This is a genomic window from Planctomyces sp. SH-PL14 (genome assembly GCF_001610835.1).
Taxonomy (GTDB): Bacteria; Planctomycetota; Planctomycetia; order Planctomycetales; family Planctomycetaceae; genus Planctomyces_A.
On record NZ_CP011270.1, the window covers coordinates 961,314 to 988,281 of the forward strand.

General features: G+C 66.3%; 24 protein-coding genes. 9 read left to right on the forward strand and 15 right to left on the reverse strand.

The genetic code is table 11. From position 1 onward, the window contains the following. Window positions 1–27: 27 nt before the first annotated feature. Together VT03_RS03910 and VT03_RS03915 are read right to left on the reverse strand one after the other, a co-directional pair. Window positions 28–1,299: a beta-ketoacyl-[acyl-carrier-protein] synthase family protein gene (locus VT03_RS03910; protein WP_075091784.1), complete on the reverse strand. Its 1,272-nt coding sequence runs from the start codon at window positions 1,297–1,299 to the stop codon at window positions 28–30. A 460-nt stretch (window positions 1,300–1,759) separates the two neighbouring features. Next, the gene (locus tag VT03_RS03915) at window positions 1,760–2,170 is read right to left on the reverse strand and encodes a thiol-disulfide oxidoreductase DCC family protein (RefSeq protein WP_075096908.1); all 411 of its coding nucleotides are present in this window, start codon (window positions 2,168–2,170) and stop codon (window positions 1,760–1,762) included. Window positions 2,171–2,343: 173 nt separating this feature from the next. On the opposite strand from VT03_RS03915, the gene VT03_RS03920 reads away from it, so the two are divergent. The 4 genes from VT03_RS03920 to VT03_RS03935 all read left to right on the forward strand — a co-directional run bounded on the left by VT03_RS03920 (window position 2,344) and on the right by VT03_RS03935 (window position 6,093). Beyond that, complete coding sequence (locus VT03_RS03920) at window positions 2,344–3,177, forward strand: formylglycine-generating enzyme family protein (RefSeq protein ID WP_231870591.1); 834 nt, start codon at window positions 2,344–2,346, stop codon at window positions 3,175–3,177. Window positions 3,178–3,299: 122 nt separating this feature from the next. Beyond that, on the forward strand, window positions 3,300–5,048 hold the full coding sequence (locus VT03_RS03925; RefSeq protein WP_075091786.1) for a cation:proton antiporter: 1,749 nt from the start codon (window positions 3,300–3,302) through the stop codon (window positions 5,046–5,048). Between the two features lie 156 nt (window positions 5,049–5,204). Then, a complete protein-coding gene (locus tag VT03_RS03930) occupies window positions 5,205–5,666 on the forward strand; it encodes a MarR family winged helix-turn-helix transcriptional regulator (RefSeq protein WP_075091787.1) in 462 nt (153 codons plus the stop codon). A gap of 31 nt (window positions 5,667–5,697) precedes the next feature. Continuing rightward, on the forward strand, window positions 5,698–6,093 hold the full coding sequence (locus tag VT03_RS03935) for a DUF1398 domain-containing protein (protein WP_075091788.1): 396 nt from the start codon (window positions 5,698–5,700) through the stop codon (window positions 6,091–6,093). Between the two features lie 349 nt (window positions 6,094–6,442). On the opposite strand, the gene VT03_RS03940 is transcribed toward VT03_RS03935, so the two are convergent. The 8 genes from VT03_RS03940 to VT03_RS03975 form a co-directional block, all read right to left on the reverse strand. Then, complete coding sequence (locus VT03_RS03940; protein ID WP_075091789.1) at window positions 6,443–7,009, reverse strand: HD domain-containing protein; 567 nt, start codon at window positions 7,007–7,009, stop codon at window positions 6,443–6,445. Window positions 7,010–7,011: 2 nt separating this feature from the next. Beyond that, window positions 7,012–8,208: a M20 family metallopeptidase gene (locus VT03_RS03945; protein WP_075091790.1), complete on the reverse strand. Its 1,197-nt coding sequence runs from the start codon at window positions 8,206–8,208 to the stop codon at window positions 7,012–7,014. 121 nt (window positions 8,209–8,329) lie between these two features. Then, window positions 8,330–8,833: a hypothetical protein gene (locus tag VT03_RS03950; RefSeq protein ID WP_075091791.1), complete on the reverse strand. Its 504-nt coding sequence runs from the start codon at window positions 8,831–8,833 to the stop codon at window positions 8,330–8,332. A gap of 42 nt (window positions 8,834–8,875) precedes the next feature. Beyond that, complete coding sequence (locus VT03_RS03955; RefSeq protein ID WP_075091792.1) at window positions 8,876–9,406, reverse strand: hypothetical protein; 531 nt, start codon at window positions 9,404–9,406, stop codon at window positions 8,876–8,878. 9 nt (window positions 9,407–9,415) lie between these two features. Beyond that, window positions 9,416–9,958 (reverse strand): hypothetical protein, encoded by a 543-nt coding sequence (locus VT03_RS03960; RefSeq protein WP_075091793.1) that lies wholly within the window; start codon window positions 9,956–9,958, stop codon window positions 9,416–9,418. A 72-nt stretch (window positions 9,959–10,030) separates the two neighbouring features. Further along, complete coding sequence (gene leuC / locus VT03_RS03965; RefSeq protein ID WP_075091794.1) at window positions 10,031–11,437, reverse strand: 3-isopropylmalate dehydratase large subunit; 1,407 nt, start codon at window positions 11,435–11,437, stop codon at window positions 10,031–10,033. Window positions 11,438–11,890: 453 nt separating this feature from the next. Beyond that, a complete protein-coding gene (gene dps / locus VT03_RS03970; RefSeq protein WP_075091795.1) occupies window positions 11,891–12,373 on the reverse strand; it encodes a DNA starvation/stationary phase protection protein Dps in 483 nt (160 codons plus the stop codon). A 211-nt stretch (window positions 12,374–12,584) separates the two neighbouring features. Continuing rightward, window positions 12,585–13,838, reverse strand: coding sequence for a hypothetical protein (locus tag VT03_RS03975; RefSeq protein ID WP_075091796.1), 1,254 nt, complete (start codon window positions 13,836–13,838; stop codon window positions 12,585–12,587). 207 nt (window positions 13,839–14,045) lie between these two features. Here VT03_RS03975 and VT03_RS03980 point away from each other — a divergent pair, with 207 nt between their 5' ends. Then, window positions 14,046–14,975: a thiamine-phosphate kinase gene (locus VT03_RS03980; protein ID WP_075091797.1), complete on the forward strand. Its 930-nt coding sequence runs from the start codon at window positions 14,046–14,048 to the stop codon at window positions 14,973–14,975. A gap of 17 nt (window positions 14,976–14,992) precedes the next feature. On the opposite strand, the gene VT03_RS03985 is transcribed toward VT03_RS03980, so the two are convergent. The 3 genes from VT03_RS03985 to VT03_RS03995 all read right to left on the reverse strand — a co-directional run bounded on the left by VT03_RS03985 (window position 14,993) and on the right by VT03_RS03995 (window position 19,870). Further along, the gene (locus VT03_RS03985; protein ID WP_075091798.1) at window positions 14,993–15,733 is read right to left on the reverse strand and encodes a sugar phosphate isomerase/epimerase family protein; all 741 of its coding nucleotides are present in this window, start codon (window positions 15,731–15,733) and stop codon (window positions 14,993–14,995) included. Between the two features lie 301 nt (window positions 15,734–16,034). Next, on the reverse strand, window positions 16,035–17,636 hold the full coding sequence (locus tag VT03_RS03990) for a hypothetical protein (RefSeq protein ID WP_156514273.1): 1,602 nt from the start codon (window positions 17,634–17,636) through the stop codon (window positions 16,035–16,037). 50 nt (window positions 17,637–17,686) lie between these two features. Then, a complete protein-coding gene (locus tag VT03_RS03995) occupies window positions 17,687–19,870 on the reverse strand; it encodes a hypothetical protein (protein ID WP_075091800.1) in 2,184 nt (727 codons plus the stop codon). Between the two features lie 251 nt (window positions 19,871–20,121). On the opposite strand from VT03_RS03995, the gene VT03_RS04000 reads away from it, so the two are divergent. From VT03_RS04000 to epmB, 4 genes are all read left to right on the forward strand, one after another. After that, window positions 20,122–21,078 (forward strand): aspartate carbamoyltransferase catalytic subunit, encoded by a 957-nt coding sequence (locus VT03_RS04000; protein ID WP_075091801.1) that lies wholly within the window; start codon window positions 20,122–20,124, stop codon window positions 21,076–21,078. A 67-nt stretch (window positions 21,079–21,145) separates the two neighbouring features. After that, window positions 21,146–22,426: a dihydroorotase gene (locus VT03_RS04005; protein WP_075096909.1), complete on the forward strand. Its 1,281-nt coding sequence runs from the start codon at window positions 21,146–21,148 to the stop codon at window positions 22,424–22,426. A gap of 111 nt (window positions 22,427–22,537) precedes the next feature. Further along, complete coding sequence (locus VT03_RS04010) at window positions 22,538–23,458, forward strand: carbohydrate kinase family protein (protein WP_075091802.1); 921 nt, start codon at window positions 22,538–22,540, stop codon at window positions 23,456–23,458. Between the two features lie 386 nt (window positions 23,459–23,844). Next, a complete protein-coding gene (epmB, locus tag VT03_RS04015) occupies window positions 23,845–24,927 on the forward strand; it encodes an EF-P beta-lysylation protein EpmB (RefSeq protein ID WP_075096910.1) in 1,083 nt (360 codons plus the stop codon). A gap of 333 nt (window positions 24,928–25,260) precedes the next feature. Here the strand turns inward: epmB and VT03_RS04020 are convergent, their stop codons facing one another. Together VT03_RS04020 and VT03_RS04025 are read right to left on the reverse strand one after the other, a co-directional pair. After that, the gene (locus VT03_RS04020) at window positions 25,261–25,911 is read right to left on the reverse strand and encodes a phosphoribosylglycinamide formyltransferase (protein ID WP_231870593.1); all 651 of its coding nucleotides are present in this window, start codon (window positions 25,909–25,911) and stop codon (window positions 25,261–25,263) included. A 79-nt stretch (window positions 25,912–25,990) separates the two neighbouring features. After that, window positions 25,991–26,956, reverse strand: a complete 966-nt coding sequence (locus VT03_RS04025; RefSeq protein WP_075096911.1) for a DUF1559 domain-containing protein — start codon at window positions 26,954–26,956, stop codon at window positions 25,991–25,993. Window positions 26,957–26,968: the final 12 nt, after the last annotated feature.

The following is a 26,968-nucleotide window of genomic DNA, read 5'->3' on the forward strand; positions in this document are numbered from 1 at the left end:
CGATGCTGACGATCCGCCAGCCCCGCTCTAGGCGTAGATCCCGCCGTGCTCGGCCGGGAACCGCTTCACGATCAGGACGGAGTTGATCCCCAGCATCCCGAACGAGTTGTTCAGGATCAGTTCGACCTTCTCCATCTTCCGCGGCGTGTTCGCGACGACCTGCCGCAGCTCGCACCGTGGGTCGTGCTCGCCGAGGTTGATCGTCGCATGGGCGTGCTTGTCGCCGAAGCTGGGAACGTTCCCCATCAGTTCGAGCGCCCCGGCCGCCCCCATCGCGTGGCCGATGAAGCTTTTCGTGTTGTTGATCGCCAGCGAAGGTCGATCGCCGAAGACTTCACGCAGCGCCTTGCACTCTTCGATGTCCCCCTGCTCCGTCGCCGTGGCGTGGCTGCTGACGATGTCGATGTCGTCCGGCGTCAGCCCCGCCCGCTTCAGCGCCATCCGGACACACTCCGCCTGCCGCGAGGCAAGAGGAAGGACAAAGTCCGAGGCGTCCGAGTTCATCGCATACCCGATGATCTCGCCATAAATCTTCGCGCCGCGGCGGATCGCGTCCGGCAGCCGCTCCAGAGTGCAGATTGCTCCCCCTTCAGAGACCACGATTCCGTTGCGGTGAACGTCGAACGGCCGGCACGCCTTCGCGGGATCGGCGTGCGTCGCCAAGGCTCCCTGGCTGGCGAAGCTCGCAAAGATGCCGAAAGTGTGGATGCTCTCCGACACCCCGCCGGCGATGGCGAGGTCGACTTCGCCCAGCCGCAGCATCTGCAGGCCGTAGATGAATCCGGCGTTTCCGGCGGCACATGCGGCCCCGACCGTCAGGTGCGGACCGGAGATCCCCATGTTGATCGTCACTTCCCCGGCCGGGTTGTTCGCCACGGTCCGCGGGTTGTGATGGTGCGACCAGGTCTTGGTGTCGTAGCCGAACTTCGAGATCTCGTAGATCTCGTTCTCGGTCTCGACGTTCCCGTGCTCGGTGATCCCCAGGTAGACCCCGACTCGGTCCTTGGCGACCTGGGCCCAGTCGAGCCCGGCGTCCTGGACCGCTTCATTGGCGCAGTAGATCGAGATCGATCCGACCCGCGTCCCCCGGCGGCGGTCCTTTTTCTTCTGCCAGCGGAACTCGTCGAAGTTGCAGACGCCGGCGAGGACCGGGCCCATGTACCGGGTCTCGTACTGGACGACCCCGGATTTCCCCGCCAGCAGGGCGCTGCGGAATTCGGTGAGATTGTTCCCGTTGGGGGCGGCGAGGCCGACTCCGGTGATGACGATCCGTTGAGCGTTTTCGGGGCGATCCAGCATTGGGAGAACTTGGAATCAGGCGTCCCGGCCGTCCCAGTTGGGGAACGAACGGCGACGCGGGCAAACAAACGGAGACTATGTGGAGGCCGTGTCCGACCCGTCGAACGGGGGGAGGGGCGGCGCACCGCAGCCCGGTCATTATCACGGTGTCGGTCCGGAAGTGGAATCGAACGTGGTCCGATTGGTTGAGAATTGGCAGTTCACCGGACGGTGGACAGGCATCCCCCCCTCACCGGGGTCCAGGGGGTACCCCTGGTGGGGAGAGCAGAGGGGCAACGCCCCTTTGCCCGCCGGAGGCCCTCTCGTCGAGAAATGTCTGAAGGAGTGAGTTTCCAAGCGCGGACACCGTGCCGTATGCCCCCTCACCAACCCGCAGTGATTGCAAAGCGAGCGTTATGGGGCGAGGGAGTCCTCGACGCTGGTGCAACAAAGGGGGACATCCGTTGTTCGCCCCGGTTCCTCATGGGAGAAACCGTTCGGCTTCTCCCGGCTGCGGAAGCCGGCAGGTCTCGCGCTTTCCGAAGATCCGGTAGCGGACCTTCGCCACGAGGCGGTATCCCAGGTCGCGCAGCGGCTTGGGGACGAGCCACAGCAGCCAACCGGCGAGCTTCAACGGAAGCGAAAGCTCCCACAGGACCCGGACCACTGCCGCGGATCGCCGGTAGACCGCGCCGTGCTGGCGGACGACGAGGGAATCGAGCGTTTCCCGGTCGCGCTCGGAGAGCGTCGCCCGGGCAGTCTCGCCCTGGAGGGGGGCAAACAGGAGCTTTCCCTCAGGATCCCGCTTCAGCAGGAAGTCGACGGTGCTGTTGCAGAAGCCGCACACCCCGTCGAAATAGACCACCGTCTTGTCCAGATTCGCCGCCGACATGATGTTCTCACCATCCTCTCCGCTCACCATACCGCAGAGACCGTTCCCGACTCACAGAGGAACGCCCGGTTTTCTTGTGAATCCTTCCGCCCCTCGAAGCGGCAGGGCTCTCCTGCGGACTGGCTGATGCGCGGATACACTGCGGCCAGCTTTGCCGAACTCCGGAGATGCCCATGTCGCCCCGCGTCCTGCTCCTCACCGGCCTCTTCATCACCCTGGCCAGTTGCTCGTACGGCGAGGACCAGAAGGTCCTCCTGAAGCAGTTTGCCGTCGAATTCGTCGACATCCTGCCGGGAACTGCTGGTTTTCCGAAGACCTTCCGCCGTGGGTCGGCTGCGGCCCCCGCCGAAGGGCCGATGGCGGAAGTCACGATCTCCCAGCCATTCGCGATCGGCAAGTACGAAGTTCCGCAGAACCTCTACGAGTCGGTCATGGGAAAGAACCCCAGCCGATGGAAGGGGCCACGGAACTCCGTCGAGATGATGACCTGGGGGGAGGCGAAGGAGTTCTGCGACCGGGTAACGCGGCTGATGCGCGAGGCGGCGCTGATCGGGCCGACTGACGTCATCCGCCTCCCGACGGAAGCGGAGTGGGAGTACTGCTGCCGGGCCGGGACAGAGACCGCGTACAGCTTCGGGGACGAGGCGACGGCGGACGGGGACCAGGGAAACCGGGCGACGCGGCTCGATCGGTACGCATGGCATACCGGTAACGCCGCAGGGAACGATCCGCCGGTCGGGGCCCTCAAGCCGAATCCGTGGGGGCTCTACGACATGCACGGCTACCTGTGGGAGTTCTGCGGCGACGGCTGGGCCGGCAGCTACGAGGGGGCTCCCGTTGACGGGAGTCCGCGACCGGTCGAAGGGGCGAAGACCGCCATCGTGATTCGCAGTGGATCCTGGAAGGACCGCCACCCCGATCTTCGCAGCTCCTCCCGCCGCGAGTTCCCGCAGACCGGTCGGGATGACGCCGTCGGATTCCGCTGCGTCCGCAGCCAAGCCCCCTGATCTTTGGGGATCCGACAAAATTCCGCTTTTTCTGGTCCATTCGGCTCCCGTCGACGTTGTGCGGCAACTAAGAGGGGAGTGCCGTTACGTCGTACCAGAAACTCTGAGAAGGGAGCGGAGTTGTGCATGATTACCAACTGATCTGGACCATTGCCGCCGGTCTGACCGCCGCTCTGGTGGGCGGGTCGATCACACACCGGCTCGGCCTTTCTCCGATCGTTGGTTATCTGCTGGCGGGGATCGTCGTGGGGCCCTATACCCCCGGCTTCGTCGCCGACCAGCACCTGGCGGAACAGCTCGCCGAGATCGGCGTCATCCTGCTGATGTTCGGCGTCGGACTCCACTTTCATCTCGACGAGCTCCTGGGGGTCAAGGGGATCGCCATTCCTGGGGCGATCGTTCAGAGCCTCGTGGCGACGGTGCTCGGCATCGTCGTCGTGATGGCGACCGGATGGAGCCTGAGTGCCGGTCTCGTCTTCGGCCTCTCGCTGTCGGTTGCCAGTACCGTCGTGTTGACCCGCGTTCTCTCCGACAACAACGACCTGCATACACCCATCGGCCGGATCTCGATCGGCTGGCTCGTTGTCGAGGACCTGTTCACGGTCCTCGTCCTCGTGCTTTTGCCTCCGCTGGTCTCCGGAAAGGACATCGGTGCTCTTCAGGTGGCCGCGACTGTCGGGATCGCGGTCCTGAAGATCGTCCTCCTGGCCGGTTTCACCTTCATCGCGGGTGAGCGGATCCTCCCCTGGATGCTCGAGAAAGCGGCGGCAACCCGGTCCCGCGAGCTGTTCACACTGACGACGCTCGTGATCGCACTCGGGATCGCGGTGGCGGCGGCGAAGCTGTTCGATGTCTCGATGGCGCTCGGCGCCTTCCTGGCCGGGATGGTGGTCGGCCGGTCCGAGTTCAGCCTGCGGGCGGCCAACGAAGCTCTCCCGATGCGGGACGCTTTTGCCGTGTTGTTCTTTGTCTCGGCCGGCATCCTTCTCGATCCGAAGGTGCTGCTCGAAGCCCCGGTCCTGACCGTCGCGACGATCCTGATCGTGGTGCTCGGTAAGCCGCTCGCCGCCTTCCTGATCGTGGCGCTCATGCGATACCCGCTGAAGGTCGCGCTTTCCGTTGCGGTGGTGCTGGGGCAGATCGGCGAGTTCTCGTTCATTCTTGCCGGTCTCGGGCGGCAGCTGGGGGTCCTCAGTGAGACCGGCGTGAACGTGATCGTCGCGGCGGCGATCGTCTCGATCACGCTCAACCCGCTCATGTATCGCCTTATCGACCCGGCGGAGCGGTGGCTCACTCGGCGATTTCCGAAGCTCGCGTCGTTGGGGAAGGAGGCCCCGCAGAGTGGAACGCCCAGCGAGACGCCGGACGAGCGCGCTCACCACAAGGCGGTCGTCATCGGTTACGGCCCCGTCGGCCAGACGGTCACCCGGCTCCTGGCCGAGAATGAGGTCATCCCTTGCGTGATTGAGATGAACCTGGAGACCGTGCGGTCGCTGCGGAACGCGGGGATTCGCGCGGTTTATGGCGAGGCGAGCAGCCGGGACACGCTGATCGAGGCGGGGGTGCCACACGCGGAGACGTTGATCCTCAGTGCTGCCGGGATGGCCACGACTCCCGAGATCATCCGGGCCGCACGCGAGCTGAACCGGCGGATCAAGGTCATCGCCCGCACGACGTATCTCCGAGACAATCCCTCGCTCCAGAAGGCGGGGGCGGACTTCGTGCTCTCCGGCGAGGGGGAGGTCGGGCTGGCGATGACGGAAGTCGTGCTTCGCGACTTGGGAGCGACTCCAGAGCAGGTTGACCGCGAACGTGACCGCATCCGGCGGGAACTCGGCGTGCTTTCGCCGTACGACATCGGCCGCGTCTGACGCGGTTTTCGGTCGTCAATTCTCAAATTTCACACATACGCGAACAACACCATCCCGGTGATGTTTGTGAGGCGATCGTGGTTTCCAGATGCCCGTTGACACGCTTGCTTGAGTGAATATAGTTTCCTAGGCAACCGTTTTGCCGAGGGCGGAAACATGGCATCCAGGAAATCGGTCAGCCGACTCGACGACCATGTCGGTTACTGGCTGCGGTTTGTCTCGAACCATGTCTCTCACGCGTTCATGCAGAAGGTTGAGACGCAGGGCGTGACCGTCGCCGAGTGGGTCCTGCTGCGCGAGCTGTATGAGATGCCGGGGATCAGTCCGAGTCAGTTGGCCGAGACGCTCGGGATGACGCGGGGAACGGTGTCGAAACTCGTCGAGCGGCTTTGCCAGAAGGAGCTCGTAGAGCGGACGGCGGCCGGGGACGATCGGCGTCGGCAGACGGTGGCCGTGACGGCTGCCGGAGGCAAGCTGGTTCCGGTCCTGGCCCGGTTGGCCGATGAGAACGACCGTGAGTTCTTCGGCCATCTGTCCCCCGAAGAGAGTGCCGCCCTGGTGGGTCAGCTCCGAGACATCGTCCGCCGTCATGGCTGGAAAGACCTGCCGGTGGACTGACATTCCATTCCGAGGAGCCATGAGGACTGCGATGAACAACGAACAGGAAGCGGCGATGCGCGAGTGTGCCGCGGGGTCGCTGACCGGGACGCTCACGTTTCCCGAGATCATCGGCCGGCTCGCCAGCCAGGGGGTCGAACGGTATCACGCCGACTATAGCCGGCAGGAGACGACGTACTATCTCGCAAACGGCGAGTCGCTGGTTGTTCCGGTCCCGCATCCGGACCACGAGACCGCCGTTCCGTTCTCTACCGCCGAGGTCGAAGCGGCGGTCCGCCAGAGCCAGCGGAATGAGCACAGCTATCTCGATTTTGTCCGCAAGACGATGGCCGCTGGGTGCGTCGGCTACTTCGTGCAGATCACCGGTCGGCAGGTGCAATACTTCGGCCGGAATGGCGAAGTGCACGTCGAGCGGTTTCCGTCGTGATGGGTGAGGCCGTGAGCCCCGTCCTTGCCGGCGCAGCTCCCATTGCTCAAACCCAACGTGCGACGGCAGCCGGGGTCAAGGGGGCCTCGCCCCCTTGCCGCCGGAGGCATTTCTGTTGAGGAACCATGGGACACACCGGATGTCCCCTTTGTGTGACCGGCGTTGAAGACTCACCGCTCGCTTTCCAATCCCCGCGGATTGGTGAGGGGGAATCCGACACGGTGTCCGCGCTTGGACACGATCTCCTTCAGACATCTCTCGACGGCCAGGCCTCCGGCGGGCAAGAGGGCGTTGCCCCCTTGCATCCCCCACCAGGGTGCCCCTGGACCCGGTTTGGGGTGAGCGTCGACTATCGGGCGGCGCGTTGACGCGTCTCTTCGTCCAGCACCACCCGGATCGCTTCGATCAGCGGATGTCCGCTCGTGTACCGCTGCCCATAACCAAGATTGAACGCGTAATCAAAATCCGCCGGGTTTTTCCCCTGGTTGTGCTGCAAGATCGTCTCTAGCTTATCCAGCGCCTTCGCCACCTTGGCCTCCGGCGTCGCCGCCGCCTCGTACTCGTCCCACAGAGCCAAAACCTCGTCCCGCAGCCGCGGCGGCAGCGGCGCGGTCAGCGTCACCAGGTCGTTCCGCTCATCCGCGGACTTCGGCACCGCGGTGTCCTGATAAATCGCCGGGATATCCCCCCGGATCGCCTCGCCAAGATCGTGGACCACGCAGATCCGGATCAGCCTGCTGAAGTCGATCCCCGGAAACTCATCCCGCAGCAGGGCCGCCATCAGGCACAGCCGCCACGTGTGCTCGGCCACGCTCTCCGGACGCCCCGACGACGTGTAGGAGCTGCGAAGGGTGTCTTTGAGCCGCTCCGCCGCGCGGAGGAACGCCAGGACTCCATCAAGATCAGACGGGGACACGCTCAGTTCCTTCCACCGCGCAGCGAATCAAGAGCATCGAGCGCAAAGGCGACGTGCATCGCCGTTCCGACCGGGAGGGCCGCTTCGTCCGGATTGAATCGGGAGTGGTGCAGGCCGAACGTCTCGCGGCCGACCGCCTTCACACCCACGAAGGCGAAGCACGCCGGCACCCGTTGGGCGATGTAGGAAAAATCCTCGCCCCCCATGACGGTCGACACGTCAGCGACGTTCGTCTGTCCCAGGACTTCCTGCCCAAGCCGGCGGGTGATCTCCCAGCACTCGGCGTCGTTCACCGTCGGCGGAATGACCGTCTCGCCGAATTTCACTTCGGCGGTGCAGCGATTGGCCGCCGCCACGCCGGTGCTGATCTCGCGGATCCGCCGCTGGAGCTGTTCCATGACGGGGACCGTGAGCCCGCGAATCGTCCCCCTGAGGGCGACCGTTTCCGGGATCACGTTGAAGGCCTCGCCGCCGTGGATCGCGGTGACACTGAGGACGGCGGGGGAGAAGGGGTCGACTTCACGGGAGACGATTGTCTGCAGTTCGCAGACGATCTTCGCCGCCGTGGCGACCGGATCGATCGTCGCGTGCGGGATCGCGGCGTGTCCGCCGCGGCCGGTCACGACGATGTCGAACATGTCGACGGAGGCGAGCAGGACTCCCGCCTTGCCGGCGATCATTCCGGCGGGCAAATACGGCCAGACATGGAGCCCGAAGGCCCGCTCGACCTTCGGGTTTTCGAGGATCCCCTCGTTGCACATGACGAGGCCGCCGTTCTCTCCCTCTTCGGCCGGCTGGAAGACGAGTTTCACGGTCCCCTGGATCTCCGACTCCCGCTCCTTGAGGAGCCGCGCGGCGCCGAGGAGCATTGCGGTGTGGCAGTCGTGGCCGCAGGCGTGCATCTTGCCCGGGACCTGGCTGGCGAACGGGACCCCGGACTCCTCATGGATGGGGAGCGCGTCCATGTCGGCCCGGAGGGCGACGCAGGGGCCGTTTCCGTTTCCGATCCGTCCCAGGACGCCGGTCGTGGCGAAGGGGTGTTCGTAGGGGATGCCGAGGGAGTCGAGGGTTTCCCGCACGACGCGGCTTGTCTCGAACTCCTCGAACGCCGTCTCCGGGTGCTGATGGATCCGACGGCGGAGGCCGGTGATCCAGTCGGCGATCCCTCGAGAGGCATCCAGCAGGTTCGAATTCGGCATTGAAGATCTCCCGGACGTCCGCGACGTCCACCGCGACAGTCGGACACCGGAGTTTAGGGTCGGTTCAGGGGAAGTCGAATCGTCCGTTCCGTCCGCCCTCCTCTCATCCACATCGCGGGCGTCAGTCATGGGGCACTCGGCTCACCTCCATCGACATCTTGACGTGCTGCCGCAGAACGCGATCGACGTCGCCGCGAATGTTGTCCGGCACTGGGAACTCGATCGGCCTCCAAGGCGTCTGGAAGGGGTCCAAGACGAGCTTCTGTTCCCCCTCCCACGAGTACGACCGAAGCGCGCTCCAGGGAAACAGGACGTCGCCGAACCAGACTCCATTCTCGCGGACCTGATTCCGTCGAAGGAGGATCCAGGTGATCAGCGAGACGGTAAACGTCGCGGAGAGCGCGTCACCAAGGGAATCGGAAGGTCGGCGCCGCCAAACATCGATTGAGAACAAGCCGAAAGCGATTGCGATCAGCCATTCCTTCGGTGTCGGCCCGCCGCAGTGGATCAGAATCGCTCCCGCCCGAAGCCAGTCACGAACGCGTTGGCCCCATATCAGAACAATTGCGGCCAACACGACCGTGTTTCCGAGCCAATCCACGATCGTCCACGCGGGAGTGTCCATGTCGAAATCCTGTTCTCGTTCGGCCCCAACATCATCAGGAGATCAATTTTCGCCGCGGACTGCGGCGGCGGACGACTCCAGCGTCTCAGCGACATTCCAATCATCCGCTCTCACGATCACCTCCCGCAGAAACGCCTCGATCCGTGGTTGAGCGGCGGCGGGAACAGAGATCTCCATGTCGCGATACCACCGTCTGTTGATCGAAAGGATGAGCTTTCCTTGCGGGTTCCACCGATAGTCACCAATGAACGTCCATCGCTGAAGCCAGCAGTAGTGCCAGACGCCGTTCTCGCAGATCTGCAACCTGCCGAACGCCATGGGCAGCATTATCAGCACCACGATCGCCAATCCCAGCCATGCCAGGGGGCCGGCCGAAAACTGCCGGAGCATGAATGCCTGTGATGCGATGAACGTCGCTGCGATCCATCGAAACCCAACGGAATATCCGGCGTCGTGGATCACAGAACCGGCTGCGAGCCAGCCGCGAACATACTTCCGGCCTTCGTTCATGAGAGCGATTGGAAGGGCAATAACCGGCCACCATCGGAGGAGATCCCAGAACAGCTGTCCCATATCCGCCTCTCAGCGAGCGTCAAACGAGACTTCATCGTCCAGGTCCCCATCCGCCATCAGGGGATCATCGGCCGCCGCAAAACCCGCGCGCAGGGCTTTCTCCTGGAGCACCTCTTTGACTCCCGGAAGGGCCTTTCTCGGCACCGACACCGTGATCGGAAGGGACCAGTCGACTGGCCCCTCCAGCACGAGTTTCGCGTGCCCCTGCCAGCGGTGGCCCGAGATCGCGAACCAGTTGACGAGACCGAAGCCGTGCCAGACGCCGTTCTCACAGAACTGCACCCGGGCCAGCGCGGCCACGGAGACAAGCGAGATCAGCAACCCCAGCCCCAGCCAGCCGATCGGACTCCTCAGCCAGCGGAAGCCGAGATAGAGGAGGGACGCGCAGAACAGTCCGCCCGCAAACCGGGCCAGGGGGAACCCGCCCAGGTCGACGAGGACCGGACCGGCGGCGCGCCAGTCGTCGAGGTAGTTCCGCCCGGCCCGCGCAAGGAACAGCATCCCCCCGATCAGGGGGAGCCATTCCCGCAGATTGTCAAACAGCGGCCCCATGCCGGCCTCGCGGCGGAATCGACGGGTGAATCGTCGCCCCAGGCGCGCGGCGCGGGTGGTCCCAGGGCGGGTTTACATCAGGTCGCGGACGTCGCTGACGCTGCCGTTGATCGCCGCGGCGGCGACCATGGCGGGGCTCATGAGGAGCGTCCGGCCGGTCGGGCTGCCTTGACGGCCTTTGAAGTTCCGGTTCGAGGACGAAGCGCAGAGCTGGCGGCCCTGGAGCTTGTCCGGGTTCATGGCGAGGCACATCGAGCATCCCGCGGCCCGCCACTCGAAGCCGGCCGCCTCGAAGATCTCTCCGAGACCTTCCTTGTCCGCCTGGACCCGCACGAGCTGCGACCCCGGGACGACGAGGGCTTTCACGCCCGGCGCGACCCGCTTCCCCTTCACGACGGCGGCTGCTTCCCGCAGGTCGGAGATCCGGCCGTTGGTGCATGAGCCGATGAAGGCGACGTCGATCTTGAGCCCCTTGAGCGACTGCTGCTCGTGGAGGTCCATGTATTCGAGGGCTTCCTTGACGCCGCGCTGTTCGTCGGCCGGGAAGGCGACGACGGCGGGAATCTCTTCGGAGACGCCGACGGACTGGGCGGGGTTGATGCCCCAGGTGACGGTCGGCTCGATGTCGGCGGCGTTGAAGACGACTTCATCGTCGAACTTCGCATCCTTGCCGGAGGCGAGCGAGAGCCACCAGGCGGCGGCCCGGTCGAACTCTTCGCCCTTGGGGGCGAAGGGGCGTCCGCGGAGGTAGTCGACGGTTGTCTGGTCCGGGTTGCAGTAGCCGCAGCGGGCTCCCCCCTCGATGCTCATGTTGCAGACGGTCATCCGCTCTTCCATCGTCATTCGATCGAAGACTTCGCCGGCGTATTCGTAGGCGTAGCCCACGCCGCCGTTCACGCCCAGCTTGCGGATGATGTGGAGGATGACGTCCTTGGCGTAGACCCCTTTGGCCAGTTTGCCGTTGACGGTGATCCGGCGGACCTTGGGCTTGTTCATCGCCAGGGTCTGCGTCGAGAGGACGTAGGCGACCTGGGAAGTGCCGATGCCGAAGGAGATGGTTCCGAAGGCGCCGTGGGTGGAGGTGTGGCTGTCGCCGCAGGCGATCGTCATGCCAGGCTGGGTGAGTCCCTGTTCCGGGCCGACGATGTGGACGACGCCCTGGCGGTTGTCGTCGATGTTGAGGAGGGTGACGCCGAATTCACGGCAGTTCTTCTCGATCGCCGACATCATCTGTTCGGCGAGGAGGTCCTGGAACGGGCGGGCCTGGTTGTCGGTGGGGACGATGTGGTCGACGGTGGCGATGGTGCGTTCCGGGTGGAGCACCTTGAGGCCCCGGTCGCGGAGCATTTCGAAGGCTTGGGGGCTGGTGACTTCGTGGATGAGGTGCAGGCCGATGAAGAGTTGTGTCTGTCCGCTGGGGAGAGTTCCCACGGTGTGCAGATCCCAAACCTTCTCGAACAGATTCCGACTCGCCGACATGGAAACCCCGGGACTTCTATCAGAAGCGTGCCGCGTGCTGGCACGAAATCGCAAGTCCCGAAGTATAGCGAAATCCGGCACGGCAAGAAACCAGCGTGCCGCCTCACCGGGGTCCAGGGGGGCACCCCTGGTGGGGAGTGCAGAGGGGCAACGCCCTCTTGCCCGCCGGAGGCCTGGCCGTCGAGAGATGTCTGAAGGAGCACGTATCCAAGCGCGGACAACGTGCTGGATGCCCACTCACCAACCCGCGGGAATTGCAAAGCGAGCGGTGTGGATTGAGGGAGTCCTCATAGCTGGTACCACAAAGGGGACATCCGTTGTGTCCCATGGTTCCGCGACGAAAATGCCTCCGGCGGCAAGGGGGCCAAGAAAACAACACAGCCCCCCTTGACCCCAGACTGCCGTCGCACGATGGGTTTGAGCGAGCAGAGCTGTGCCGGCCAGGACGGGTCCTCACTCCGGCGACTGCAGATGGGCTTCCAGGAACCACAGCTGCTTGTCGAGCTCCCGCGAGATTCCCGTCAACAGATCGGCCGAGTCGGCGTCACCCAGGCCGGCAGTTTCGTCGATCGCCAGCCGCGTGACTTTTCCGACGGCCGCCATCGCACTCGCCAAGGCGTCGATATGCCCCCGTCCGCTCGTCAGCGTCACGCTGTAGGCCGGCAGCGACGTCCGGCTGGCAACGGCGGCCAGGGTCCCCTCGGCCGTTCCCCCCAGGGCGGTGATCCGCTCAGCGGTCTCGTCGATCTGCTCCTCGACTGCGCCAGCGAATTCGTCGAACAGCTTGTGCAGCGAGATGAAGTTCGGCCCCTTGACGTTCCAGTGGGCCTGCTTGATCTGGAGCTTGAGATCGATCAGCTCGGCCAGCCGCCCGTTCAGAATGCGGGTCACGGTCGCCCGCTTCGGCTCCGGAAGATCAATGCGAGTCAGATGCACGGTGTACCTCAAAAAAGGGGGGGCGCGGTCAATCAAGTGCGTAAAAGATCGTACCCGTTGCCGCCTCGCCGGGAAGTGTTTCGCAGAGTGAAACACAAAGAGTCAAAGCGGGCTCAACGGTCACAAAGGACTCAGACCGGAGACGAAACTTCGTGCCCTTTGTGCCCCCTTGGTGCCTTGGTGTTTAACAACACCTCCCCAAGTCGGATTCTCAGTCGCGGCCCGGCGCGGCCCACTCGGCCTTCAGAATCTCCGAGCCCCCGGCGGAGCCTTCGGAATGCGGCCGGCTCCACGGTCCCGGGACCTGCCGGACCACGAACTCCGCGATCTGCTGGGCATAGAGAGCGTGCCCTGCGGCGGAGAGGCCGGGCGAGCGATCGAGATACAGCCGCTCGGGCTCCTGCGATCGCCGGAACGCCTCATCGCAGGCGAGGCACGGGATCTGGGCCTCCTGGCAGAAGTCGCTCACGAGCTCGAAGGGGCGCCGGCTGGCATAGACGGCGCGGGGGCGGACCCCTTCACGGGTCCGGACTTCAACGGACGGGCAGGCGTCTTCCGAGATCTGCCACGGCTTGGGGCAGGTCGTCACGACGTAGGCGACGTTCTCCGGGAGCGACTTCCGGACGTGCCCGAGGGCTTCGATCGCGTGCTGAATCGGGATCGACCAGTCGGGGGGCGTGTCTTCGAGCCAGCGGTAGCGGTTCAGCGGATCGCCCAGGTCGGAGCGGGTCCGGGGAGAGGATCGCCGGGCCCAGATCTCGGCGAGCTGGAGCTCGGCCCACTCGATCGTCAGGAAATGCTCGCGCAGGCCGCGGGCCAGGTCGGTGCGGGTCTCCTGCAGACCGGGATGAATTGCACACCGGGGGGCGCGGTCCTTCCCCATCAGGACGAAGGTCCGCATCGCGTAGTCGTCCGCGATGTCGCTCATGTCGAAATGATGGACGACGAGATCGGGCTGGAGGCACAGGAGCGTGTGGCGGACCCACAGCGCGGCCTGGAGCGGGCAGCCCCCGGGGATCGCGGCGTTGAGGACTTCGATCCGCCGCGGCGAGGTCGACTTGAGGATCTGCTCGAGCTGCGCGGAGACGAGCTCGTCGGTGTAGACCTCCGAGCCGAAGACCATGTCGTCGCCGAGGAGCAGGACGCGGTAGACGTCGGCGGGCTTGGGGATGGCGACGACCGGCGCGCGGAGGCCGAAATCGTTCAGGCGGATCTCGATGTCCTGGCCGGTATCGGGGTGGGCGCGGAGCAGCCGCTTGCCGGGGATCGGTTCGAGATAGGTCGTCCGGCTCGGCCGGCAGACATCTTCAAGAAGCGTTTCGTGGACCCGTTCCGGACCCGCCGTGGAGCACGTCTCCGAGACCTTCCGGCACCGCAAGCCCACTTCGGCGGCGCAGACCAATAGCGCCAGCAGCAGGACTGCCGAACAGAAGCTCCAGACGCTCTTGATGGCGGAGAAGAACATCGACCGCCCCGGACTCCCTTCGTCGGCGGACGGAAATGAGGCGGAATCCTACTGACGGGAAGGGTTTGGAGACAATGCGGACTTTCCGGCCCTGCGCTCGACGTGGATTCGCGAGATTCGGGACCGACGCCGACCCCCGGAGGCGATCTCGGCGTCGGCCGCGGCTAACCTGTGAGGAGAAATTTCGCTCTCCCCTGGTCCCCACTGATGCCGAGTCGCGACGAGTTCTCCCTGATTGACTGGATTCGCCAGCACACCCAGATTCGCGAGCCTGTTGCGACCGGGATCGGGGACGACACCGCCATCCTGAACGGCCCGGCGGGGGGGCGGCAGGTGCTCGTGACGACCGACATGCTGATGGAAGGGCGGCACTTCCGGCTGGAGACGGCGACGCCGCAGCAGATCGGCCGCAAGGCGCTGGGGGTGAATCTCAGCGATATCGCGGCGATGGCGGGCCGCCCGACGGCGGCCTTCATCAGCCTCGCCCTGCCGCAGAGCGGCGGCCGGCGGCTGGCCGAGGGGCTCTACGAGGGGATGAACGAGCTGGCCGAGCGGTACGAGGTTTCGATTGCCGGGGGGGACACGAACGCCTGGGACGGGCCGCTCGTTCTCAACGTCACGCTGCTTGGGGAGTCGTCGGCGAAAGGCCCCGTCCGTCGGGCGGGGGCGCGGCCTGGGGACCGGCTGTTCGTGACCGGTCCCGTAGGAGGAAGTCTGCCGTCGGGACGGCACCTGACCTTCGAGCCGCGACTGCGCGAGGCTGCGCTCCTTCACGAGCGGTTCGACCTGCACGCCCTGATCGATCTCAGCGACGGAATCTCGTCCGACCTGGGCCATATCGCGACGGAAAGCGGCGTCCGGGCGGTGCTCATCGCCGACCAGATCCCGGTCCACGCCGATGTCGATCCCGCGTTCCCGGCCGAAGAACGCCTGCGGCACGCCCTCGGAGATGGCGAAGACTTTGAACTGCTGCTGGCGGTCGGACCGGAAGACGCCGACCGGATGCGAAACTCGCCCGATCTCGCGTGGCTGACGGAGGTCGGCCGGATCGAGGCGGGCGAGGGATGCTGGATTCAGGACCGCAGCGGACGGGTCAGCCCGCTGGAAGCGGCGGGATGGGTCCACCGCTTCGACTGACCGCGACGCACCGGCCGTTACAGCAGCGTGTCGAGGAGCATCCGCAGCTTCCGCATTTCCAGGCCCCGCTGGTCCGGCGCCGTCTTCTCCGGAAGGAGTTCGACGCTCAGGCCGCGGTCGTAGTTGTACCGCTCGAGGACCGAGATCAGCTTGCCGTAGTCGAGCTCGCCGAGGCCGACTTGGGTCTGCAGTTCCTGGGCGGTCGAGTCCCGCAGGTGCATGTGGTACGTGTAGGGAGCGACCAGTTCGGAAATCTTGTCGAGATTCTGGGCCATGAAGTAGCTCGGATCGAAGGTGATCCCCAGCCCCTTCACCGACTGGCAGAGCTCGACCGCCGTGTGGGGGTCTTCCGTCAGACGACGGGCTTCGGTCTTCAGCGAGACCCGGACCCCTTCGGCAACGGCGATCCGGACGATCTCCCGCAGCCGGTCGACTTCCATGTTGAACGGCGTCCCGACCACCGGCGACGGGATCGTGATCTGCGTGATCCTCAGCGTCTTGGCGGCCCGGCAGACGAGCGGGAAGGCGACGATCTCGGGGTCCCCTTCGAAGCAGATCGCCACGGGGGCCAGGCGGGTCTGTTCGCGGAATTCGACGGCGAACCGCTCCGGGTCGCTGATCAGCTTCTGCAGGGAAAAGTGGGTGGCGGCTTTGTCGAGCCAGAGTTCCACCTTGTCGAAATGCAGCTCGGCGATCTGCTGGCACGCATCGAAGATCGGCAGATCCCAGAAACACCGGGTGGAGGCGGCGATATACACAGGCAAACTCCCTTAGGTCCCCCTTCTCCCGACGCAGCCGTGCCAGATCCATCATCCCTGAATGAGGCCGGGCGCACTGGCCTCGCTCGTCAATCACCTGGGGGACAGGAAACCGAGGAAGCCACTGCAGGACCCGCCGTCGCGGCCTGCGCTCTGTTTTGGACTGTATTTCTTAAGGCCGAATGACGCAAGTTTTTGCATCGCCGTGCGGTGACAAATTGCCGTCTCCGTTCGAAAGACTGGAGACCGCGGCCCCTTCGTGACCTTTCCGACAGCCGGAACTTCGCTCCGGTGAGGGGGATCACTTCTCCAGGTGCCGCTCGATCCGTTCCCACAACTGTTCCAGATTCGCCCGCGGGTGCAGCGGCCAGGCAAAATCCCGGCTTCCGAGCCTCCGCGTGGAGAGCTCGCGGGCCTCGCTCCGGGCGAGATCGGCCTGCGCCGCCTGGACCGAGGACTCGACCTGCGACCGCCAGACGGTCCTCAGAAATGCCAGTTCCAGCGCGGAACTCGTTCTTTCGCCCCCCGACGGGGCGGCCATTCGCTCCACGACGTCCAGTTTTTTCCCGAGCGCCTCCGCGCCTTCGCCGTCCGGGAGGTAACGCTCCGGATTCCATTGCTGGTCCCGAAGCCGCCACCGCAGGTCGTGCGGACGGGGGAGGGTCGGGGACGAATCCCCGGCGATCGGCAGCCGGAGGGTGGCGGTCAGGACCATGTAGGGGGGCGGTTCAATGCCGAGCCAGGTCCGGAGGATGTCGTCGGTCACTTCGTCGTAGAGGGCCCCGCCGATGCCGTGGAGGAACAGGTCGCACAGGCACAGCCGGGCGAAGAGCGTCGTCGTCAGGGCCCGCGTCCGGATTTTCCAGCCCGCCGCCGAGAGCCGCCCCAGCGCTTCGGCGATCGCCTCGGGGCCGTCGCTGGCCGAAAGGTCCCATTCGTCGATCCGCTCCTGGTCCCGGTAGACTTCCGCGAATCGGCCGTCGCGCCAGCGAATGAACAGCCGGCCGCGGTGCGTGGCGCCCGCCTTCCAGATCCAGAACGGGGTCTCGACCCGCCCCTCCCACACCTGGAGGTCGGGCATCGGCCGCATCGCGTTGCGGACCTTGTGTCGCCAGCGGTAGCGGTCGAGTGCCGCATTGTGGGCAGCTCGAAACTCCGCCGCCTGACGGAGCAGGACCGCGGCGAAGAGGCGGAAACCGGCCGAGTCCCCGACGACACTCAGGGGCAGTTCCCGGTTGCGGCAGTTCCAGGCGGCTTCCCTTTCGATTCGCGCCTTCGCGGCGACCTGAGCCAGCCTCTTCTCGCTGAGTGCCATCGAGTCAGCGAGCGACGGCAGCCCGATGGGATCGATCCCCCACGGCTGCATCGCGCCCCGCACTACTTCGTTGAAGGCCGCGAAGGTCTCCGGCGACTGGATCGCCGCCTCTTCCCAGGGGCCTGCGGAGTGGGGCGTATCGAACGGAACCTCGACGAGCCGCGGCGTCTCGACCGTCCCCGCCGGCGCGGCGACGGCGGCCCGCGCGAGCAGGTCGTTGTCGACGATCAGGTTCCAGGCGGAGGACTCAAGGGCCCGGGCGACGCGGGAGGCGGCGATGTTCTTGGCCCAGACACCCGGGTGAAAGAACTCCGGCTGGTGCCCCGTTGCGATCAGCGGCGCGTCCGGATCGAAGGCCGGGGAGGAAATTCCCCAGCCCGACATTACGCCGCTCGACAGTTCGGCGAGTTCGGTCCGGATTTGTCGACGGAAGAGCCCGAGAGAACCGGCTCCCCAGCGGAGTTCGCTCCCGTCCAGCCGCGCCCGGGTCGCCCTGGCGGTGCGGATCGCATCCGCCAGGGAATGACTTGTCAGGACGCCATAGTTCTCAAGAGGAGCGCGCCACACCCGCGGGGGACTTTCCGACACGAATCTCTCCACCGTCTCGCCGGGAGTCTCTGCACCCGGCGAGGATATCTTCACTGCATCTCAGGAGGCAGGAGGGCTCCGACCTTCTTGAGATGCTCTTCCCAGCGGGCATACGCGGCATCCCGCTGCCCCTTGGGAAGCACTGGCTTATAGCTGTACGTCTTGCCGGTGAGCGTGACAAGGTGGAAGAATCCGAGTTCGCGGATCGCGATGTCGTCATGGGTCAGGACATCAACGATCTGCCGCGACGCCTGCGGGTCCCGCGCGGCCTGCGGCGGGAAGCCCCACAGCAGCGTGATCACCCCCGGCACGTCGCTGTCGGGGAACACCCGTCCGACCTCTTCGGTCAGCAGGACTTCGTTCTGCGGGTTCTCCGCCAGCCACTCCCGCAGTCCGATGATGGCGGCGATCCGCGCCTCCTCATGCTTCGACTGCAGGGACCGGACGAGCTCGCGGTAGTTTCCGGTCAGGGTCAGCGTCCGGACCGCCGCTTCCGCCATCCGGGCGATGTCGGACTTCGACACCGCCGGGATGCTCTGACTGACCGTCTGCTCGAGGGCGAATTCCTTCTCAAAGGACCGGGCGAACTGCTTCTGCGTCGGCGTCACCTTGATCCCGCCCGGGACCATCCAGGCCGGAAGGGCCTTGAGCTGCCCCTGGGCCTTGCCGGCCGCCAGTTCCATCCAGGTCAGCTCCCCGGCGTCGGGACGGATCGCCACCGCCGCTCCCCCGGCGGGCTGGACCGTCACGCTGCCGCGGGAGACGACGAGTCCCCCCGCGACCGGGAGCGGCATGCCGTCGGCGGGCCGGCCGAACGGCTGCGGAGGAACGACGTCGAGGCCGACCACCGTGTTGGCTTCCGGGAACGTCACTTCGTAGACCCGTCCGGCGACGGTGAGCTGCATTTTGACCGGCGGATCGGCCGGGACCGACGTCCGCGTGATCAGGACTTTTCCTCGCGAGATGACCACGCCGAAGGAGACCGCCGGCGTGGACGGCGAGAAACGGACTGCCGTCTCGCCGAACGCGGTGAGATCGAGCTTGCCCCCTTCGATCTGGAAGGTGGCGTCAAACGGCTCGGGGACGCCGATCGTCTCCTGGGCATGGATGACCGACCGCCGCGGCAGGACCGTCCAGTCCCCCGCCTGCTGGAGGAGGGCCACGCCGTCCGTGCTGCCGTAGAGAATGTCCGCGAACTTGAGCGGCGGCACCGCCGGCGCAACAGGAGGCATCGGGGCCGGAGGAGCCGGCACGGTTCCCGGCATGGGAGCGGGGGGAACCGTCGCCGCGGGCATGGGAGCCGGCATCGGCGTCGTGGCCGGCACGGGGACGGGAGGCATCGGTTCCGGGGTCGTCGCGGGAACGGGAGGGGCCGGGGCGGCGGCCATCTCGGACGGCTTCGCGATCGGGGCGGTGGCCACGACAGCGGTCGTCCCCGCCATCGGGGGGACCGCCGGGGCCGGTTCGTTCAGGTCGGGGACCGGGGGGACGAGGTTTCCGTCCGCGACGGCGGGGGCCGGGGCGGACGGAGCGGGGGTCTCGCCGGGAGCGGGCTCTGCGGGGGGGGACGGAACGTCGCCTTGAGCGAGCGCGTCGGAGGGAACCGTCGGCTTGAGCGACTGATCGTTGAGAACCCAGACCAGCCAGCCGAGGCCGAGGGCCACGAGCAGCCCGGCGGTGATCCGCGAGCCCCACGGTTTCCGGCGGAGATAGTCGGGAATCTGCGGCTCAATCCGCGCTGCGCTGGAAGGAGCTCCGGCGGCCACGACTCCCGCGCCGGCTGCGGTTCCCGCCGCCACGGCGCCGGAACGGGCCGCATCGGCCGCGGGGACCGTTTCAATCGAACGGGTGACGTGTCCCACGGCGTACATCCGCTCCTTGAGCGTGGCCGGGACTTCGATCGGTTCTCCGAGGACGATCGACAGGATCTGGTGTGAGGCGGCCGCCTCCGCCAGATGCATGTCGGAATCGAGGCAGAGCTTTTCCAGCTCGGCGATCGCTTCCGGCGTGAGCGTGTTGTCGAGGTATTCGGCGACGATGTTCGGATCCGGACCCGATCCCGGGCCGGCAATCTCGGGGGCGCCGATCCGCCGCTTCCGGAGGACGGCGCGAATCCGCTCCACCTGCTCCATGGCGGCGGAGTTTTCCTGAATCCGCTGCCCGATGTCTTTCGCGGAGGTCGGATCGAGGACGTCGTCCAGATAGGCCAGCAGGGTTCGCAGGGTCAGTCGCATCGCACACCTCCGGAGTTTCCTTCGCGCCGCGGTTCGGACCGGCGGCGGGCTCGGGAAAACGGGTTCTCACTGGATTAGTGGGCGCGGCCGCGAGGGTTCGTACAAGATTCCGCCGCTTTCCGTCCGGAAAGCGGATCTTTTCTTCGAGCCCGCGACGCAAGAGACTTCACATCAGCCACTTACGCACAGTTGAGGCAATTTGAAGTTTGCCCCCGGCCTCGATACCATCCGGCCACCCGCGTCGCAAATCTATGCCACACACTCTCCCCTCCGTCGACCGTCCCCGCTGGACGCGACGCCATTTGCTCGGCCTCCAGGACCTCTCGGCCGACGAGATCCGCACCATTCTCGCCGAGGCGGCCCGTTACAAGGAGCGGTGCGCCGGCGGCCAGAAGCTGGACGACCTCCGCGGCGTCACGGTCGCGAACCTGTTCTTCGAGCCCTCGACCCGGACGAAGACCAGCTTCAGCCTCGCGGCCAAGCGTCTGGGGGCCGACACCGTCGACTTCACCGCCTCGACCAGCAGCCTGACGAAGGGGGAGACGTTCCTCGACACCGCGCTGACGATCCAGGCGATGGGGGTCCAGCAGATGGTGGTCCGTCACAGCACCTCGGGGACCCCCGCGCTGCTCTCGGCCAACCTCGAGTGCAGCGTCCTGAACGCCGGGGACGGCACGCACGAACACCCGACGCAGGGGCTGCTCGACATCTTCACGATCCAGGAGCGGAAGGGGCCGGACTTCTCGAAGCTCACCGTGACCCTCGTCGGCGACATCAAGCACAGCCGGGTTGCCCGGTCGAACATCTGGGGACTGACCAAGCTCGGCGCGCGGGTCATCCTGTGCGGACCGCCGACGCTCGTCCCGACGGAGTTCCAGGCGCTCGGCGTCGAGATCCGGCACAACTTCGACGATGTCCTCGAAGAATCCGACTGCGTCAACCTGCTGCGGGTTCAGTTCGAGCGGCAGCGGGGGGCGTTCTTCCCCTCGATCAGCGAATACGCCCACCTGTATGCCATGACCGAGGAGCGTCTGAACCGGGCTCCGGAGGACGTGGTCGTGCTCGCTCCCGGCCCGATCAATCGCGGCGTCGAGATCACCCCCAGCGTCGCCGACGGACCGAACTCGGTGATCCTGAACCAGGTCAGCAACGGGCTCGTCGTTCGCATGGCGTGCATGTCGCTGCTCAAGGAAGCGGTGTCGGGATGAGGACGTTTTGGGCGAGCGCCGGCTCGGCCCTGAGTCCTTTCCGTTTCTGAAGGCCCTATTGGAAGTCATGAGCGAACTCTGGATCCGCAACGGACGCCTGATCGATCCCTCCTCCGGGACGGACCGCCGCGGAGACCTTCTGGTCCGCAACGGGCTGATCGCCCCCGAGGGGGCGGTGCCGGTGACGGACTGTCCGGTGATCGACGCCGTCGGCCTGATCGTTTCGCCGGGCTGGATCGATTGCCGGGTTGCCCTTCGCGAGCCGGGGTTCGAAGAGGATGAGACGATCGAATCGGGGACCTCGGCCGCGGTCGCCGGGGGCTTCACGACGATCGCCAGCCTTCCCGATACGCAGCCGGTCGTCGAGACCCGCGCGGCGGCGGAGTTCGTCGCCCGGCAGGCGGAACGGGCCGGGCACTGCAACGTCCTCCCGCTGGGTGCGGTGACCAAAGGGACCGAAGGCCAGGAGCTGGCGGAGATCGGCCAGCTGGTCGCCGGCGGGGCGGTCGGGTTCACCGATGGCAAGCGGCCGCTGGCGAATGCCGAGGTCATGCGGCGGGCGCTGCAGTACTGCAGCATGTGGAGCAAGCCGATCCTGCATCATCCGCAGGTGCCGGAGCTCGTCACCGGCGGAGTGATGAACGAGGGGTTCCACTCCGCGGTCCTCGGACTCCGCGGGATGCCGACCGCCGCGGAAGAGATCATGGTCCGCCGCGACATTGCTCTCGCCGAGCTGACCGGGGGCCGGATTCACCTGACCGGGATCTCGTCGCGGCGCAGCGTCGACGAGCTGCGCGAGGCCCGCAACCGGGGGATCGCGGTGAGCGCGGACGTGACGCCCGCCCACCTGCTGCTGACCGACGAGGCCATGACCTCGTACGGGGCGAACTACAAGCTCGACCCGCCGCTCCGTACGCAGACGCACATCGAGGCGCTGATCGCCGGACTCAAGGACGGGACGATCGAGATCATCTCGTCGGATCACACGCCGGTGGCGGCGGAGAAGAAGGCCCGGGAGCTGGATGTCGTCCCGTTCGGGATCATCGGGCTCGAGACGGCGCTGTCCGCCTGCCGGGCGGCGCTAATCGAGCCGGGGTACCTCACCTGGGGCGAGCTCCTGTCGAAGTTCACGATCGGTCCCGCGCGGCTGTACGGCCTGATCACGAAGGGAACGCTTCAGGCGGGAGCCGATGCCGACCTGACGATCTTTGATCCGGATGTCGCCTGGACGGTCGATGCGTCCCGGTTCCGGTCGAAGAGCGGCAACACGCCGTTCCACGGACAGACGATGCGGGGCCGGGTCCGCTATACGATCGTGGATGGACTTGTCCGCTATCAGGATGAGTGAGTCCCTCCCCGGACAGTGTTCGCTCTGAATCGAGAAACGGTGGCGGCGCTGTTCGAATGAGGCCGCTCGCCCGCGCGTCTTGCCTGAGCCCGATGGCTCCCTGGAGAGGTCATGCCCCCCGTCGTCGTCGGTCTTGGCGAAGTGCTCTGGGACATCTTTCCGACCGGCCGGCACACCGGCGGGGCGCCATCCAATGTCGCCTATCACGCGAATCAGCTCGGCTGCCGCGGGATCGTTGCCTCGCGGGTCGGGACCGATCCGCTGGGGGACGAGCTCCTGGCGGCGCTGGCGGACTGCGGCCTGGCGGTCGATCACATCCAGCGCGACCCCGTGCATCCGACGAGCACCGTCACGGCCCGGACGAATACGACGGGCGGCGTGGACTACACGATCCACGCCGATGTCGCGTGGGACTTCCTGGAGGGGACCGAGGCGCTCCTGACGTTGATGCGGTCGGCGGACGGCGTCTGCTTCGGGTCGCTGGCGCAGCGCTCTCCGGTGTCCCGGGAGGCGGTGCGGGAGGCGCTGGGGGCGACACGGCCCGATTGTCTGCGGGTGTATGACGTCAATCTGCGGCAGTCCTATTTCAGCCGCGACGTTGTCGAGTGGTCGATCCGACATGCCCGCGTGATCAAGGTCAATCACGAGGAAGTCCCGGTCATTGCCGGGCTGCTGGGGCGGCCTGTCGACTCGACGCGTCCGTTTGCGGAGCAGGCGGAGGGGTTCCATCGCTTCCTGGCCGTGGAGTACGGCATCGAGCAGACGATTGTGACCCGGGCTGCGGAGGGGTGCCTGGTTCTCGCTGGCGATGAGACGGCCGCTGTTCCCGGGCAGCGGATCGAGAAGCCGGATCCCGTCGGCGCGGGGGACGCGTTCACGGCGGCGTATCTGTATGCCCAGCTCCACCGCTGGCCGTTGGTGCGGGCTGCGACGTTCGCGAATCGGGTCGGGACGCTGGTGGCGAGTCTGCCGGGCGCGATGCCGGCGGTGTCGGAGGCGTACATGGCGCTCATCGCCGAGCTGGCTCCATGAGAATCCAGCGACGTCCTTGCCGGCACGGCGTTGATAGCTCAAGCCCAACGTGCGACGGCAGCCGGGGTCAAGGGGGCCACGCCCCCTTGCCGCCGGAGGCATTCCGGTGAGGAACCGTGGTACACGACGGATGTCCCCTTTGTGGTACCGGCGTTGAGGACTCACCGCTCGCTCCGCAGTCCCCGTGGGTTAGGTGAGAGGGCATCCGGCACGTTGTCCGCGCTTGGATACTCACTCCTTCAGACATTGTCCGGCGAGACGGCCTCCGGCGGGCAAAGGGGCGTTGCCCCTCTGCACTCCCCACCAGGGTGCCCCTGGACCCGGTGGATGAGGGGGCGGAACTGAAATGCGGCGGACCGATCCGCTACGATGCTCCACTTCGTCCTCTGCCTCCCAATGACTTCATGACTGCCGCGACTCCCCCCGCCTCCAGCCCCACCGAACCGCGCGAACGCGCACCCTGGGCCGCCTCCCTCGCACAAGCCATCCGCGACCCCGAGATCCTCATTACCCGCCTCGGTCTGGCCGACACACTCCGCGAACCCGCTCGCGCCGCCGCCCGCCACTTCCCCGTCATGGTCCCCGAGAGCTACCTCGCCCGGATGCGCCCCGGGGACCCCCACGATCCCCTCCTCCTCCAGGTCCTCCCCCTCGCCGCCGAAGACGACGAGGTCCCTGGCTTCCAGCCCGACGCCGTCGGAGACCACGCCGCCCGCTCCGCCCCCGGCCTCCTCCACAAGTACGCCGGCCGCGTCCTCCTGGTCACGACCGGCGCCTGCGCCGTTCACTGCCGCTACTGCTTCCGCCGGCACTACCCTTACGGCGAAGAACCCCGCCGGATGAGCGACTGGGAGCCCGCCTTCGAAGCCATCGCCGCCGACGACTCCATCGACGAAGTCATCCTGAGCGGCGGCGATCCCCTCATGCTCACCGACCAGCGCCTCGCCGAGATCCTCAGCCGACTCGAAGCGATCCCGCACCTCGCCCGCATCCGGTTCCACTCCCGACTGCCGATCGTCCTTCCCGACCGGATCACGGACGACTTCCTCCAGCTGCTCCAGGGAACGCGCCTCCAGCCGATCTTCGTCGTCCACGCCAACCACCCCGCCGAGATCGAGGGGGACTGCCGCGATGCCCTCACCCGGCTCGTCCGATCCGGCATCCCGACGCTCAACCAGGCGGTGCTGCTCCGAGGAGTGAACGATCGCGCCGAGGTTCTCGAGGAGCTGTCGCGGAAGCTCATCAACGCGGGCGTCATGCCCTACTACCTGCATCAGCTCGACCGCGTCGCCGGCGCGGCCCACTTCGAGGTCGACGAGCGTGAAGGGCTCTCCCTCATCGAGCAGCTGCGGGAACGGCTGCCGGGCTACGGCGTGCCGCAGTACGTCCGGGAGCGCTCCGGCGAAGCATCGAAGACCCCCATCGTGAACGGCTCCGAATCCCGGCATGTGGCTCGCGAAATGCCGTGAGCAAGTCGACTTCGGCGGCACGTCCGTGGAAGCCACCGGAAGTGACTGGCCGGTCAGTCAATTCGGCGGAAACGCTCCCCTTTTCCGCGCGGCTGGACCGCCGGTTGCCGACTTGGTGAATCGCGGGAAAGAAACGCGTCCGGCCTGTTGAAGTTGCTCGCGGCAGACGATACGAAGCACCTGCCCGGCAGCGGTTGAGCGGAGAAGAGCTGGCCCGCCTTTCTCTGTTCCTGTTGCCGGGCACTTTTCGCTCGGAACGCGGCTGCTGTTCCTCCACTTCCGAACAGTTCGTCCGCGCCCCGGTTCCGTTCCTGCGGCCCTGAACCGATTTGCTCAGGACGCCGTTTGTTCCGCCGCGGGATGGCCGGCCGGCCGGATTCGGACGCGGCTGCCGGAGATCTCGAGACGCTGCTCGGCGAACAGCCGGATCGCCGCGGGATAGGCCTCGCACTCGGCCCGGAAGACGCGGGCCGCGAGCGTCTCGGGAGAGTCATCGTCGGCGACCGGCACGACCCGCTGGAGGATGATCGGGCCGTGGTCGTACTCGTTGTCCGCAAAGTGCACGGTACAGCCCGAGATCTTCACGCCCCGATCAAGGACCGCCTCGTGGACGTGGTGGCCGTGCATCCCCTGGCCGCAGAACGAGGGGATGAGACCGGGATGGATATTCATCACCTTCCCCTCGAAATCCGTCGGGATCTCGATGCGGGAGAGGAACCCGGCCAGCGTCACCAGACCGCACTCCGCCTCACGGACGAGGCGGAAGATCCGGTCGCTGAATTCGGCGATCGACCCGCATTCGCGGCGGCTCACGACGTCGCACCGCAGGCCGAGCTCGCGACAGAGGTCGACGCCGCGACAGCGGCGGCTGGCGATGACGAGCGGGATCCGGACCGGAAGCTCCCGCCGCCGGATCGAGTCGGTGAAGTTGCGAAGAGTCGTGCCGCCGCCGGAGATCAGGACGGCCATCGACAGGGATGGCATGCGTGACATGCGGCGGATCATAGACAAGTTTCACCGGCGTGAAACGCTGCCGATCCGCCCATGACACCGCGGGAGGCCGCTAGAACTCGCCGATCGCCTTCCCGTCCGCCATCCAGCCCAGCCGGTTGAGCGTCAGCGAGTCGAGGTTCTCGCTGATGAACCGCACGCTGCCGTCCGCCATGACCGCGTCGTAGCCGCCGGTGTGGACGCTCCCCGGCGAGCCCCATTCGCCGCTCTTGCCGGGACGGAAGTTCGTGTTCGCCGGCGTCTGCCAGTTGCAGCAGTACCAGTTGTTCGGCGTCCCGTTCGGCGGATAGGCAACCTGCACGCCGATCCCCACGTGCTGCGCGCAGGCCCACGAGCCGGTGAATCCGTCGTAGACTTCCAGGGTGTTCTCGACCACGGCGATCGTGTTGCTGGTCCCGTCCTTGACGTCGCGCATCGTGCAGCGGGAACCGACACCGAACATGGACCGGGTGTCGAGCGCCTCGTTGACCCAGTACGAGCAGCCCCAGGTCCCGCCATTCGTCACGACGAACTGGTAGCTCGACTTGTAGGAGGGGATCCCCGGCGCGCACCCATAGTTGCCGTCGAAACCGGGAAACGTGTCCTTCCCGTCATCGGAGGGGCACAGGAGCGTCACCAGCCGGGTGCCGGTGAGCGGTCCGTTCCCCGTGCCGGAGACTCCGCCGCCCGCCAGGGGGAACCCGCCCCAGTTCCAGTTGCCGGACGCCTGGTTCATGTCGAACTTGTTGAACAGCGGCCCCTGATCGACATAGGGGAGCAGCGAGATCCAGCCGGTGTGATTGGTGGTGACGGGACCACAGTTCCCATGCGCGGCCGAAGCATAGGGGAGGACGCCGTGCGCTTCGTGATAGCTGTGGAGCGCGATCCCGATCTGCTTGAGATTGTTCTGGCACTGGGACTTTCTCGCCGCCTCCCGGGCCTGCTGGACGGCGGGGAGGAGGATCGCCACCAGAACCGCGATGATCGCGATCACAACGAGCAGTTCGATGAGAGTGAACCCGCGCCGCTGAATCAACATGAACGACTCCTG